The following is a 13,638-nucleotide window of genomic DNA, read 5'->3' on the forward strand; positions in this document are numbered from 1 at the left end:
TAATAGGATTTACTTCCAATTGGTTCAAATCGGTATCCTGATCAATTTTCCTAAATTTTATAAACGAAGGTTCTCCATAAAGGAGTATCATTTCTTGCAAAAAATAATTGTAATTAGAGATTATCTCGTTTTTTCCATCGTTAGAAAATTTATACATGAGTGCAAACACATCTACCTTTTTCTAGTCTGAAGCGCGAATTCAAAAAAAATTGGCTGTTAGATCTTTGAATTTATAATTGGGAACAAAAACAATATGACCTTGATCATGAACGGACAATTTCTTCTGATACAAATCCGATGATTTCATCTTTTTTTCACGATAAGGGCATATATCAAATATCGTCTTAATAGATTTATTAATCAACTATGCTTCAGAAGTATCCATTAAATTTAAACGTATCGGAAGTGTGTAGGCTACTCTGACCGGTTTACCTTTTTGATAACCAGGTGTCCAATTGCCATACTCTTTGATGAGCCGTATACCTTCTTCCCCCGTACCAAACCCCAGATCTTTTGTAACTTTCACATCGGCTATTGATCCGTCTTTTTCCACCACAAATGAGATTTCAACTAAGCCTGTAATTTGATTATTGATCATCTCCTCTGAATAATGAAAATTATCCCCAATATAGCGCATAAATTCATCCATGCCTTTAGGTGGTAAAGGTTGCTGATCGACAACATCGGCTGCACTCTCCTTCTTATTTAAAGAAATTGGGGTACATGAACTGATTATGCTCGAGGCAATTAAAAGTGGTAAAATAAACTTTTTCATTAATGTTATTGATGTGTTATAGCATATAAAGCAAATGTCCCAAGCCAATGTGAGCCCATATAGTCGTCATTGCTGATATTTGGCAACGAGTAAGTGAGGTGGTTATTGGCCTGTTGATGTACATGATTTAGTTCCGGTAATTTTGTCGCGATACCATTAAGACAAGTTGCACGGCTAAAATTCAGTCCATCTAAATGAACAAGCTTGCCATCCGTGCGGTCTTTAACAATACCAGGCTCTAACTTAAAGTCTTTAACAAACAAATCGGGCATAAAGTCTGTTAACCATTTTTTATATTCGTCATCATTTAAAACTTTTGTCATCAATAATGCCTCTTCTAAGCAAGGAGAAAGAAAGTCGCTACCACTAGGTTCAAATGCCAGAGAGCAGGATTTATCATTTATAAAAAGACGCTTTGCATGTTGTGTAATTAAATTTTCAAAAGCGGTATCTTGCGTTACCTTCGCATAATCCATTGATAATGTAAATCCAAAAGCGGTATTATCATGCTGTCCCGAACGAATTGGGTAAACGAGTTTAGGCAAGTACCCTTCGTAACGTTTTACGAGCAGATCTGCCAAAGGCTGTAGCGCTGTGGCCCACTGTTTCCCCTCTGCATCATTCCAGGTCAATAATTCTGCCTGCAACTGCAAGAGCCACGCCCATCCATAGGTGCGTTCGAAGCTTGTATTATTACTGTCCAGAAAGAAAGCAATTTCTTGATCAACATTCGTTTTAGTTATTTTATCATTCAAGATCAGTCTCGCCTGCTTACTTTCACTGAGATTAGGGAATGTTTTCAATATTTTAACGATGGACCAATAACCATGAACGGATGAATGCCAATCAAAACAGCCGTAAAAAATGGGATGTAATTGTTTTGGTGATTTTAGATCCTGAGCAGATCCGATGACCTGCCCCAATTTATTTGGATACTCCTGTTCAAGGCAATGTAACGGCAGTGCCAATATCCTTTTTGCCTCAGTAGAATCCAGTACGACCTGTTGATTTTTTCCTACTGTGCTATTTTCTGTTTCTGATTGTTGAGAAGTTGTTCCTTGATTTTTGTTGTTATTGTTGCATGACAATAAAACAGTACAAGTAAAAATGGTAACTAATATTTTGAACATTTTCGGTACATGAATTGATTTTTAAAAGTAATAAAAAAAAGCCAAAATCATTAAATTTTGGCTTTTTTAGACGTTTCAAAATAGATTTTACATCTTAGCATCCATTAGCTTCTCTGCTTTTCCTTTAGGTGCGCCGGTTTTCATTTTAATGACAAACGCTTGATTCGACTGGAAACTTTTGGGCAATAGCACGTCATAATAGGTGTTTTTATCGAGATCAATACCAAGATCTGAATGACGCACCTCTAACATTTGTCCATTCGCTAATAACGTGGCAGACACAGGAACCTCTGTCGCAGTTTTGGGCACAGATATCCGGACAATATTGTTGACGGGCCTGTTGAAAACTGTGAGGTATAAGTTATCAGCTTTTTTAGTGAAGTATCCTAGTTTAGAATTGGTCATCCCAGCATGTTTGGCTCCATAGATTGCTTCACCATTTATTTTCATCCATTCACCAAGCTCTTTTGCTACTTTATCTTCCTCAGGATGCATCTTTCCCTGACCGTCTGGACCGAAATTTAAAACAAAATTACCACTTAGGGATGCTGAATAGGTCAGCATATCGATAATATCGTCTGTCGTTTTGGTATAAATACCCGACCAATCTTTCATGTATCCCCAGCCGTTTGGTGGAATCGTCATCACACAATCCCAATCACGTCCCTCTAGCCAAGTAATATCTCCAGGCAATTTACGCTCCCAACCTTGTTCATAATCGCCCAACATCTGACCATTTGAATCAAAATGACGTTTCCCAAATTCATCATTTCGGAAACGGGAGCCGATGATAAGACCAGGATGTTTTTCCCGAAGTTCTTTTTCAAGATTATAAGTAAAATCATAAGACTTTATCCAAGACTGATCCCACGTGCCATCAAACCAAAATCCTTTCATCTGTGGATAATTTGTCATCAACTCCAGTAACTGATTTCTAGTATATTTCAAGAATTTATCAAACTTTTTCTTTTCCTCTTCCGTTTTAGGTTCTTTACCCATATAATCAGGATTGTTCCATTCTAATACAGAGAAATAAAGGTACACATCGATACCTACTGCGGTATAGGCATCTATAACCTCTTTCACAATATCTTTTTTATAGGGTGTCTTACTGATATTATAAGGCGAATATTTGGTTGGCCACATCGCAAAACCATCATGATGCTTTGTCGTAAAAATCACGTACTTCGCTCCCATTTCTTTTGCCTGCTTTGCCCAACGCTTTGCGTCAAAATCTTTGGGATTAAATTGTTTGTAAAGGTTGTCGTATATATTCACCCAATCTTTAGGGGCTGATGGTCCTCTCCATGAACGGATCCATTCGGATGCTGCCGCACCACCACGTGCACTCACTCCTTCCCATTCATTCCCTGGTATTGCATATAGCCCCCAATGTATAAATTGACCTAATCCATAATTGCGGAATGCAACCATTGCCTCATCTGTCCGATTGGCAGGTGACAACGGTCCATACTTAATTTCTTTGATTTCTGTTGATTTAATTTTTGGTCCGGTCCATTGTGCTTGTAGGGAATTGACTCCAGCTAACAATGCCACAGCAAGTATAGATCTGCTTAATAAGTTATTCATATTTAATTGGTTATTCAGGATTATCAATATAAACGCGTTGTGTCTTTTTTATCAACACCGGTTCAGGATGTGCATTTGTAAATGGATCGTAGTAGTACAAATTTGCTTCACGATACAAATTCAAATGTTTTTTCAATGATGCTGAAAATTGCACGTAATTTTTATTTGAATTTTTCGTCCAACCGACCTCCGCCAGAGCGGCTAATCGTGGAAAAGTTAAATAGTCTAATCTATTGGTATTGATAACGGTTTCCGTCCATAAATTTCCCTGAATACCTAGAATCTGATTTTTATCGGTCGTCAACGAAGCATAATTATGTGGAGAAAAATTATAAACATTTTCCAAAGGATTGTACAGTTTTCCCCATTTTCGCCCATATTTATGCGATTCTTCCTGTACAAAATCAAAATAAAGTGGTAATCTTGGTGTCAATATTGTTTTATAGCCAGCCTTTAATATTGCTTTTAACTGCTCAGGTTTATCATGTCGCCACCACATGAGTATAGTTTTCTCTTTTGATAAATCGGCATCTACCATTTCATCCCAGGCGAGTAAAGTGGCATCCATTTTTTTTAGCGAATCTGCCATGCGACGCATAAAGTAATTTTCGACCGCTTTGTTATTATTTAGATCATGCTTATGCTTCAAATCCTGCACTTTAGTATCTGAATTCCATGCTTCACTACCAAAGGATACTTCATCGCCCCCTAAATGTATTACCGACGATGGAAACAACGCTTTCGTTTCGCGCAACACTTGAGTTAAAAAAGAATACGTTATATCTTTAGCCGGATGAAAAGTAAAATCTGGATGTTTATCATTTCCACCACCACTTAATTGCGGATAAGCTCGATTTGCCGCTGTGGCATGCCCGGGCATATCGATTTCAGGAATGACTTCGATGTTCCTTTCTTGTGCATAAGCTACAATCTCTGTGATATCTGCCTGCGTATAGTAGGCCGTGGGAGCATATGGATCAGTCTGGGAGCCAATACCACCGACCAATGTTAATAGAGGATATTTTTGGATTTCTAATCGCCAAGCGGGTTCATCAGTCAAGTGCCAGTGGAACTTATTGAGTTTATAAAATGCCATCCAATCTAAAATGGATTTCACCTTCTCCTTTCCAAAAAAGTGACGTGATTCATCTAACATAAAACCTCGCCACGGATATGCTGGTTTATCTTTGATTTCAAAAGCAGGTATAGTGATTCCAGACGCAGATTTATTTCCAAAGCTAAATGCTTGCAAAAGCGAACTGACGGCATGGGTAGCTCCTGCAGGAGAGCTTGCATAAATAATTAGCGTACTGCTCGCTGTCTTAATTTCATATTCCTCACTTTCAAGATTTTGCTTACGAACAAATTGAATTGCTGAAACCTGTTTTTTATCATGATGGATAAGTCCTGTATAACCAAATTTTGATAAAAGCTGCTTTTGAAGATACCGACCAACCGTATCAAAAGCCTCATCTCCGATTTGTATCTTACTTAATGAAGGGAAGAAATACGACCCTTCCGTCATCTGTAAAAAATCTGGCTTCGGAATTAGCGATAGCTGTGCTTTCGTAACACTGGAGCTAGTCGTAAACAAGACGATAAATGCTGCTGCTTTGCCAAGTTTTTTTGTGATCATAAAATTTTATTAACCCTGTCACGACTACGCCTCGATTGTCTCGAGATGTGGTCAGAAAGAAAAACGTATTAATTCGATTTATAAAATCTAAATATATGCTTCTTGCAGATGATCTCAGGGAATATCTAGGATGCAAACGATTGTGCAAATGACGAAAACGTTAGCGTAATGAATTGCTTACAAAGTAGCATATCGCTCTATTAGCTGAGCAACCAGATAGGGAACTGCTTCCGATGCAGCACTTTCTATGGTACTTGCCCGTTTGGGTATCCGCGATGTGTTAATCTGTTTATCAACAACATATAAATCGCATGTAGGTGCTATTACATCAACTAATCCTGCAGCTGGATATACAGCCAAAGAGGTGCCGATAACAATCATGATGTCGGCCTCTCGTGTCATTTCGATGGCTGGTTCCATATTCGGAACTGCCTCACCGAACCATACTATATTAGGTCTTAATTGGGAACCTTTTTCACATAAGTCACCCATTTTGATCTCATAACCGTCGATTGGATAGATTAGCCTTTTATCTTTTGATGAGCAAGCTTGATCTAATCTTCCATGCAAATGAAGCACATGATCAGAACCTGCCCGTTCATGTAATGTATCCACATTTTGAGTCACAATCTGTACATCAAACGACTTATCCAATGCGACCAGAGCTTCATGCGCAGCATTAGGTTTAGCCTGCATAGCGACTTGTCGCCGCATGTTATAAAAATCTTGAACGAGTTTGGGATTACGGTACCAGCCATCAATACTAGCAACGTCATCTACATCATGCCCCTCCCACAATCCATCCGCATCTCTAAATGTCTTAATACCACTTTCTGCTGAGATACCAGCTCCGGTAAATACAATGATTTTCTTCTTCATATCTTCATTATCTACTACCAAGTTAAGACCGAATCTTGGAAATTGGTTGGCAATTGCAATTTAATGGAGTCTTTACTGCTGATGACATTATTATTGGACGTTATAAATGCTCTTTCAAAACTCACAAAAATCTTATTCGGTATATGAAGTTCTAAGGGAGATTTGGCCTTAAAAATGTAACGATTATTTTCCAAACTAAGATTTTTATAGATGCGATAAGCAACTACCTTAGCCTTTATTTTTTCAACTCCAGCGAGTTTCTTTATATCTGTTGTATTTTGAGCTTCGGTATCCTCATAGTACATAAAATGATCCGAATTAGCGAGATCTCTAATATCCAGGCGTTGCTCTAGCACTTCCCGGGCAAGTGAATCGGCAAGTTGCTTTTGCGTTTCATTTCCGTTTCCGTGATTACAGGAAAGTAGCAGTGACAAGGGTAACAGTGTTAAAATATATTTCATAATCATAAAAAAAGAGGCAATTTTAATTGCCTCTTTACAAATTTATAAATTACTTTCAATAGCTCCTACGTGCTCTCGATACAATTCAATTGGTTTATCTAATAAAACAGCAATTACTGTCATGTTTTTATCGACCCGTTCTTTAGGAACGTCCATATAAACAATACCTGGAGTCGAACTCCAGTACAGTTTATTGAATATATCATGACCGATCATAGAACCTTCGCCTACTATACGTATACGTGCAATGGTATTCTTAAGCCCTTTTAATGCAATAGGACCTGTTGGAGTTCCTTCAACGAAAAGATAAAGTGTCTGCTTATCTTTAGATAGGGCACTTAGTCCAGCGTAATGTCCATCAGGAATTCCAGCTTCAGCATCATGTAAAATTTCAGCATTTTTTGCTACCCACTCTTTCATATCGGCAGATGCAAATTTTAAGTTTTTATCTAATATATCGCCGTCTGCACTGATTTTGTCTTTAAACAAATTGGATCCCATGGCAGTAGCTTTACTAATTGTTGCAATGGCATACGCAGCTTGATTTTGGCCAGCAACTTCATAAGCAGTATAACTCACTTCTTTTCTTTCCAAATCAATAGCTGGCTTCTCATTAAAGGTAATGGCTACAACAGTTACAGCTGCATCGAAATTAGCTGTCGGTAGATTTAATTCTAGCGTATAATCATCATACTGATAATCTATTTTGTCTGAATTTCCAACAAATTTAATTGAAGTAGGTTTAGTTTTCAGACCTTGTAAAACTAATTTATCTTTGACATTATCCAAGTAGATGTATAATGTTTTTCCATCTTTAGAAAAAGCATTTTTATCATTCCAAAACCGAGATTGAACTCCTGCTCGGGTACCATAAATAGCGTCCTTGTGTTTAGAAGTCCATCTTCCTAATTCTTTCAAGATCTGCACCTGTTCTGTAGGAATTGTCCCATCAGCTTTAGGGCCAATATCCAATAAAAGATTTCCGCCCATTGAAATACAATCTACCAAAGTACGGACGATCATGTTTGGTGTTTTATAATGATGGTCAAAATGCTGATATCCCCACGAATCATTCATGGTATAGCAGAGTTCCCAGTAGCGTGCTTCAGGTTTTACAACCGGAATACCCTGCTCTGGAGTATCATAGTCACCGTGTTGATTCAGTCTGGAATTGATGATGATATTGGGATTATACTTGCGCAATTGCGTCAATGTTTCTTTTGCACGCCACTCCTGATCGTTGTGTTCCCAATCGCCATCAAACCAAATTAAATCTGGCTTATATGCTTTAGACAATTCTGCTAACTGTCCCTGATAGTAATTCACAAACTTATTCCAACGATTGGCATCATCGCCTACGTTATAACGTTTTTTTATTCTCGTATTAACATCATAGTCAGGATGACTCCAATCTGGTAAGGAGTAATATAAACCGGTTTTAAGACCTTTTTTCTGAAGTGCGGTCACAAAGGGAGTCAAAACATCCTTTTTAGCAGCAGCATCTTTAGCTGTGGTAATCGCATTATTCGACTTGCTGTCCCAAAGCGAGACCCCATCATGATGACGTGTTGTTATGACCGAATACTTCGCTCCCGATTCCTGAATCAATTTTGCCCATTCTTCCGGTTGATATTGGTTGGCTGTAAAACCAGCCAATTGCTTCATGTAATTTTCATGACTGATATAGTTATTAAAAAAAGCCCAAGATTCAGAAATCCCCTTAACCGAATAAATTCCCCAATGGATAAAAATGCCTAATTTTGCATCTTCAAACCATTCCATTTTTTTTACGTCCTCATTCTTGTTTTTAGTTTCTTGTGCAAAAACGTTATAGCTAGAAAGCGCTAAAAACAACACTGCTAATATTGACTTCTTCCGAATCATGTCTACTAATTGAAATATTAGGTTTTAAAAGGGGAAAAGTAAGAAATATATTCATGCAATTCAAACTTAAAGTCGCTATTTTGGCTTAATAATTTATCTTTGTATGGATGATTGAATTATATACGGATGGCGCTTCAAGCGGTAATCCAGGACCAGGTGGCTATGGCACAATATTAAGAACAATTTATACGGGTGATAACGAAGCGTATAAGGGGAAATTAATTGAAAAAGAATTCTCTGGTGGCTACCGCAAGACCACCAATAATCGAATGGAGCTAATGGCAGTAATTGTTGGTCTAGAAGCTTTAAAAAACTTAAATCAACAGGTTACGGTATATTCCGATTCCAAATATGTCATTGACGCCATCGATAAAAAATGGGTGTATGGCTGGATTCAAAAGGGATTCGCTGGTAAAAAAAATAAAGATCTCTGGATTAGATTGATGCAGGTTTACAAACTACATCAGGTAAAATTGGTGTGGGTAAAGGGTCATGCTGGTCATCCGCTCAATGAACGATGTGACCAATTGGCGGTAAAAGCCTCTAAAGATAAGTCTTGTTGGAAAATCGATTCTGTTTTTGAAATGGAAGAAGCAAAAGGATAAACAGAAATTATTATAATCTGTTTGAAATAGCAGAAAAAAGGCTAGCGAAATTGATATCGCTAGCCTTTTTATTGTTAACACGATTACGCAACATCTTCTTTAGCTGCCAGATAACGTTCTGCTTCCAAAGCGGCCATACAACCTGTTCCCGCAGCCGTAATTGCTTGGCGATATACATTATCCTGTACATCTCCGCAGGCAAATACACCTGGAATATTGGTTGCCGTAGTATTGGGTTGAGTGATTAAATAACCCGTTTCATCCATGTCCAAGATACCGTTGAAAAGTTCTGTATTTGGCTTGTGCCCAATAGCAACAAAAAAACCTGTTACATCCAGCACTTTTTCAAATTGATCTTTGTTATTTAAAACACGAACACCTGTTACCACTTGACCATCACCTAAGATTTCCTTCGTTTCCGAGTTATAATGCACTTCAATGTTGGGAGTATTCATCACACGGTGAACCATTGCTTTAGAAGCTCTAAATTCATCACGACGTACCAACATATGTACCTTAGAACATAATTTTGCCAAATAAGTAGCTTCTTCGGCGGCTGTATCACCTGCACCTACAATAGCAACTTCTTGGTTTTTAAAGAAAAAACCGTCACATACTGCACAAGCAGATACACCAAAACCGTTATACTTTTGCTCACTATCCAATCCCAACCATTTTGCAGTAGCTCCAGTAGCGATGATCACAGTATCAGCAGTTACTGTTTTGATACCATCAATCTCAACCTGATGCACTGCACCAGAAAAATCAACTTTGGTCGCATATCCGAAACGGACATCTGTACCAAATCGTTCTGCCTGCATCCTTAGATCTTCCATCATGATTGGACCTGTAATTCCTTTAGGGTATCCAGGAAAATTATCAACTTCAGTTGTCTGAGTCAATTGACCCCCTGGTACCATCCCTGTATATATAACCGGTTTCATATCAGCACGGGCTGCATAAATAGCTGCCGTATATCCTGCGGGTCCTGAACCAATTATTAAACACTGTAGGTGTTCTATTTCTTGAGACATAATATTATTTTATAAAATCTTATTTTCTAATTAGCTAACCACTTGACCTAACCAAATTTATTTTTTAGACTTGCTAACATATCATTGGTGATCGCTGTTGGCTGGCTCTTATTTTCTTGTTTTTGAAATTCTTTTTTAGCCTGTTTTTTATCTTCAGCCGCGTGAATAGGTTCTGTTGATTTCGTTGCCTTTTTAGCCGCTCTATGCTTATTCCAGATCGTCTCTAAGCATTTTTTGGTATATAATGGGAAATCACCGTTCTGCATCCAAGCGTAATAACTCGGCTCAACATCAAATACATCCGTGACAGGTCTGCCTTTATGTTTACCAAAATTAATCACTTCGACCCCATCTTCATTGTAAACAATACGTCCTGCAAAATCAACTGGCTTTGTCATATTGGTAAACTCGGACAATGCTTGCACATCATTCACAACGGGTACAGATTGCTTACCATGTTTATCTTCATATACAGCTCCGTCATATTTCTTTAACTGTGCTTTTAAAACTTCATACGTGGCTCTTACGTCTGCTTCAGCATTATGTGCATTTTCCAAACTTTCATTGCAATAGAATTTATATGCAGCTTTCAAAGTACGCTGTTCCATTTGATGGAAAATATTTTGAACGTCAACAAAAACACGATTTTCTAATGAAAAATTAACTCCTGAACGCAAAAACTCCTCCATGAGCATCGGAATATCAAACTTATTTGAGTTATAACCCGCTAAATCTGCGTCGCCAATAAATGCTGCAACTTCTTCGCTTATTTGTTGAAATGTTGGCGCGTCTATAATATCGTCATCATATATACCATGGAACATGGATGATTCAGCAGGAATAGGTATAAGGGGATTGATCCGCTTCGTATACACTTGTTCCTCCCCATTTGGCAACACTTTTAATATTGATATTTCAACAATTCTGTCTGCCGAGATATTGATTCCTGTAGTCTCTAAATCAAAGAATGCTAAAGGTTTCTTGAGTTTCAATTCCATTACGAATTTTATTTATTAAATTGTTCCATACATCATTGTATACAACAAAAATACAAAGTATGAATGATTTTTTATTTATTGAAAGCCTATAATTACAATTTAGAGACTAATTCCATTGTTTTCATCTTTCCAATGACAATTTTGATCATCTTATTATAATCAAAATATCGTTCCGCTATTTCTTTTACTTTCTCAGGAGTCATGGCATTGATTTCTTTCATATAGTGATCGTAATACGATAATTCCATATTTGAAAGTAGTACATTCTTAAATTTATCGGCATGTGAAAAAATACTTTCCAAAGATCCCAACATGGATCCTGATAAATAATTTTTCACCAGTTCTAGCTCTTCTAAGGGTGCATGCTCTGTCCTCAAGATTTCAATTTCTTTTTCTATTTCAATCAGGGTGGCATCGGTGACATCTACGCCGACCTCAGTAGCAATAGTCATAAAGCCACCATACATCAATGTACCAACTGCTGATCCGATACTATAGGTATATCCTTTTTCCTCCCTAATATTACGCATCAATCTTGATCCAAAAAATCCGCCAAGTAACGTATTGACAAATTGTAAAGCTGGATAGTCCACATGATTACGATTGATGCTCGGCATACCGATACGAATTGCTGATTGCAAAGCATCAGCTTTTTCTTCATAAATCAAATGTCCAGTATCTGCCTTTAACGTCGGAGCCACTAAAGAAGTGGTTTTCATGGAAGTCCAATCTTCACCAAATTGCTGACTTAACTCTTCAAGTAAAGCTTCAGAAACATTTCCTGAAACAATTAATCTACAATTAGATGGCGTAAATTGCTGATGATATAAATCAATTAATGCATCTCTAGAAATCAAATCATAATCCACTAATGTAGGCGTTTTTCCGTAGCGATTTTCGGTTCCGAAAACATGATTATAATATGTTCTTCTCGCTAAGAAATCATTTTTCTGAAGAGAAACTTGCAATTTCTGCTTATTATTTCTTAGGTATGTATCCAGCTCTTTTTGCGGTAAAGTAGATACCGTCAGGATTTCCTTAATTAACGGTAATAGAACAGCGCTATGCTTATTTAATGTATATAATGTTAATGAGGTGATATCAAATCCATATTCTGGCATTAAGAAAGCACCATAAAAATCAACTTTATCAGCAATTTCAGCACTATTGTAATTTATTGTTCCTTCTTTTAATAAAGCACTGAGCGCACTGTTTAAAAGTGGATTTTCATGTTCATTAAATACATTATTAAAAATCCATTCAATACGTACCAACTCTTGATCTGGAGAATGAAAAACATAGACAGGTAGTCCATTTTTAAATTTTAATACCTGTGGTTTTTTTAAATGAATATCACCGATTGGATTGGTTGGTGGGGCTATTGCTCTATTCAGCATTTGCGGCCTCCTTTGCTTTATAATACAATATGGTTGCGTTTTCTTTTCTAAAAATTTCTCTTGCTTGCTGCTGAATAGCCTCAGGTTGCACCGCTAAGTATTTAGCTGTTTCATGATTAAGTTCATTAGCATCACCTAATAACTCGTAGTAAGCTAAGTTCATTGCTTTATCTAGGATAGACAGCTCGGCAAAAACATGTGTGGATTCAATTTTATTTTTTACTTTTTCCAGTTCTTCAGCAGGCACTTCAATTGATTTCAAAATATCAAGTTCTTTCCAGATGGCTGCCTCAGCTTCTTCTAGTGTAATCCCATTGGATGGTTTTCCCTCTATTAAGAATAGATTGGGGTCGATACTCCCCATAACATAAGCATTAATTTCACTGAATAACTCTTGTTCTTTGACTAATCGACGATAAAGTCTTGAAGAAGATCCTCTAGAAAGCAAATCCGACACCAAGTCCATTGCGTGGTAATTTTCGTCCATTCGTGCAGGTGCGTGAAATGACATAAATAAAGCGTCTAATGGAACATCTGCTACGACTGTTTCTCGGCGTTCGCTAAGCTGCTTGGGCTCTTGTGGTATATTTCTATGATATTTATTTCCTGCAGGGATATCAGCAAACCATTTTGAAACCAATTTTTTGATTTCCTCAAATTGGACATCGCCCGCAATAACCATTATTGCATTCTGAGGAGTATAATGCTTTTTAAAAAATGCTTTCACATCTTCCATTTTTGCATCTTCAATATGTTTGAGTTCTTTACCAATAGTCGCCCACCTGTACGGATGTACTTGATACGCCAAAGGCCTTAATTTCAACCATACATCACCATAAGGCTGGTTGAGGTAACGCTGCTTAAACTCCTCACTAACAACACTTCTCTGTGTCTCTAAGCTTTGTTCCGAAAAGGAAAGGCTCAACATGCGATCTGATTCTAACCACAATGCTGTCTCTAGATTAGAAGAAGGTAATGTAATGTAGTAATTCGTAATATCATTACTGGTGAACGCATTATTTTCTCCACCCACTCGTTGCAGAGGGGTATCGTAATCTGGAATATGAACAGACCCTCCGAACATCAGATGTTCAAATAGATGTGCAAATCCCGTTTGATCTGGAGATTCATCTCGTGCACCAACATCATATAATATATTTACACAGGCCATTGCTGTGTTATTGTCTTCATGAACAAGCACACGAAGACCATTTTCGAGTTCAAATTTCTGATAAGAAACCATTCAGGT

The 13,638-nt window shown here is 37.5% G+C and carries 12 protein-coding genes; 1 reads left to right on the forward strand and 11 read right to left on the reverse strand.

The features are described from left to right. Window positions 1-364 precede the first annotated feature (364 nt). The 7 genes from C8N37_RS15625 to C8N37_RS15655 all read right to left on the reverse strand — a co-directional run bounded on the left by C8N37_RS15625 (window position 365) and on the right by C8N37_RS15655 (window position 8,355). Complete coding sequence (locus C8N37_RS15625; RefSeq protein WP_108159766.1) at window positions 365-775, reverse strand: energy transducer TonB; 411 nt, start codon at window positions 773-775, stop codon at window positions 365-367. 5 nt (window positions 776-780) lie between these two features. Continuing rightward, on the reverse strand, window positions 781-1,905 hold the full coding sequence (locus tag C8N37_RS15630) for a DUF2891 domain-containing protein (protein WP_108159767.1): 1,125 nt from the start codon (window positions 1,903-1,905) through the stop codon (window positions 781-783). A gap of 87 nt (window positions 1,906-1,992) precedes the next feature. Next, window positions 1,993-3,495 (reverse strand): alpha-L-fucosidase, encoded by a 1,503-nt coding sequence (locus C8N37_RS15635; RefSeq protein WP_108159768.1) that lies wholly within the window; start codon window positions 3,493-3,495, stop codon window positions 1,993-1,995. A gap of 10 nt (window positions 3,496-3,505) precedes the next feature. Further along, window positions 3,506-5,131, reverse strand: coding sequence for a beta-N-acetylhexosaminidase (locus C8N37_RS15640; RefSeq protein ID WP_108159769.1), 1,626 nt, complete (start codon window positions 5,129-5,131; stop codon window positions 3,506-3,508). A 177-nt stretch (window positions 5,132-5,308) separates the two neighbouring features. Continuing rightward, window positions 5,309-6,010 (reverse strand): SIR2 family NAD-dependent protein deacylase, encoded by a 702-nt coding sequence (locus tag C8N37_RS15645; RefSeq protein WP_108159912.1) that lies wholly within the window; start codon window positions 6,008-6,010, stop codon window positions 5,309-5,311. 14 nt (window positions 6,011-6,024) lie between these two features. Next, window positions 6,025-6,471 carry a hypothetical protein gene (locus tag C8N37_RS15650; protein WP_146171088.1) on the reverse strand — a complete coding sequence of 149 codons (447 nt, stop codon included), beginning with the start codon at window positions 6,469-6,471 and terminating at the stop codon, window positions 6,025-6,027. 42 nt (window positions 6,472-6,513) lie between these two features. Then, window positions 6,514-8,355 carry an alpha-L-fucosidase gene (locus C8N37_RS15655; RefSeq protein WP_108159771.1) on the reverse strand — a complete coding sequence of 614 codons (1,842 nt, stop codon included), beginning with the start codon at window positions 8,353-8,355 and terminating at the stop codon, window positions 6,514-6,516. A gap of 107 nt (window positions 8,356-8,462) precedes the next feature. On the opposite strand from C8N37_RS15655, the gene rnhA reads away from it, so the two are divergent. Further along, entirely contained in the window at window positions 8,463-8,960 is a 498-nt protein-coding gene (gene rnhA / locus C8N37_RS15660) for a ribonuclease HI (protein WP_108159772.1), read from the forward strand. Between the two features lie 83 nt (window positions 8,961-9,043). Here rnhA and trxB read toward each other — a convergent pair whose 3' ends face one another. The 4 genes from trxB to C8N37_RS15680 all read right to left on the reverse strand — a co-directional run bounded on the left by trxB (window position 9,044) and on the right by C8N37_RS15680 (window position 13,632). Then, window positions 9,044-9,994: a thioredoxin-disulfide reductase gene (gene trxB, locus C8N37_RS15665; RefSeq protein ID WP_108159773.1), complete on the reverse strand. Its 951-nt coding sequence runs from the start codon at window positions 9,992-9,994 to the stop codon at window positions 9,044-9,046. Window positions 9,995-10,041: 47 nt separating this feature from the next. Continuing rightward, a complete protein-coding gene (locus tag C8N37_RS15670) occupies window positions 10,042-10,992 on the reverse strand; it encodes a 3'-5' exonuclease (protein ID WP_045756304.1) in 951 nt (316 codons plus the stop codon). Between the two features lie 92 nt (window positions 10,993-11,084). After that, entirely contained in the window at window positions 11,085-12,389 is a 1,305-nt protein-coding gene (locus tag C8N37_RS15675; RefSeq protein ID WP_108159774.1) for a M16 family metallopeptidase, read from the reverse strand. Further along, window positions 12,379-13,632, reverse strand: coding sequence for a M16 family metallopeptidase (locus C8N37_RS15680; protein WP_045756306.1), 1,254 nt, complete (start codon window positions 13,630-13,632; stop codon window positions 12,379-12,381). Before C8N37_RS15680 ends, C8N37_RS15675 begins: the two co-directional genes overlap by 11 nt. Window positions 13,633-13,638: the final 6 nt, after the last annotated feature.

It is taken from the genome of Sphingobacterium faecium (assembly GCF_003054045.1).
In the GTDB taxonomy this organism is placed as follows: domain Bacteria; phylum Bacteroidota; class Bacteroidia; order Sphingobacteriales; family Sphingobacteriaceae; genus Sphingobacterium; species Sphingobacterium faecium.

Coding starts and splice junctions, on each gene's coding strand:
- C8N37_RS15645 (WP_108159912.1), bottom strand. CDS start 6,010: ATGAAGAAGAAAATCATTGTATTTACCGGAGCTGGTATCTCAGCAGAA.
- C8N37_RS15640 (WP_108159769.1), bottom strand. CDS start 5,131: ATGATCACAAAAAAACTTGGCAAAGCAGCAGCATTTATCGTCTTGTTT.
- C8N37_RS15635 (WP_108159768.1), bottom strand. CDS start 3,495: ATGAATAACTTATTAAGCAGATCTATACTTGCTGTGGCATTGTTAGCT.
- C8N37_RS15650 (WP_146171088.1), bottom strand. CDS start 6,471: ATGAAATATATTTTAACACTGTTACCCTTGTCACTGCTACTTTCCTGT.
- C8N37_RS15655 (WP_108159771.1), bottom strand. CDS start 8,355: ATGATTCGGAAGAAGTCAATATTAGCAGTGTTGTTTTTAGCGCTTTCT.
- C8N37_RS15675 (WP_108159774.1), bottom strand. CDS start 12,389: ATGCTGAATAGAGCAATAGCCCCACCAACCAATCCAATCGGTGATATT.
- C8N37_RS15630 (WP_108159767.1), bottom strand. CDS start 1,905: ATGTTCAAAATATTAGTTACCATTTTTACTTGTACTGTTTTATTGTCA.
- C8N37_RS15680 (WP_045756306.1), bottom strand. CDS start 13,632: ATGGTTTCTTATCAGAAATTTGAACTCGAAAATGGTCTTCGTGTGCTT.
- trxB (WP_108159773.1), bottom strand. CDS start 9,994: ATGTCTCAAGAAATAGAACACCTACAGTGTTTAATAATTGGTTCAGGA.
- C8N37_RS15670 (WP_045756304.1), bottom strand. CDS start 10,992: ATGGAATTGAAACTCAAGAAACCTTTAGCATTCTTTGATTTAGAGACT.
- rnhA (WP_108159772.1), top strand. CDS start 8,463: ATGATTGAATTATATACGGATGGCGCTTCAAGCGGTAATCCAGGACCA.
- C8N37_RS15625 (WP_108159766.1), bottom strand. CDS start 775: ATGAAAAAGTTTATTTTACCACTTTTAATTGCCTCGAGCATAATCAGT.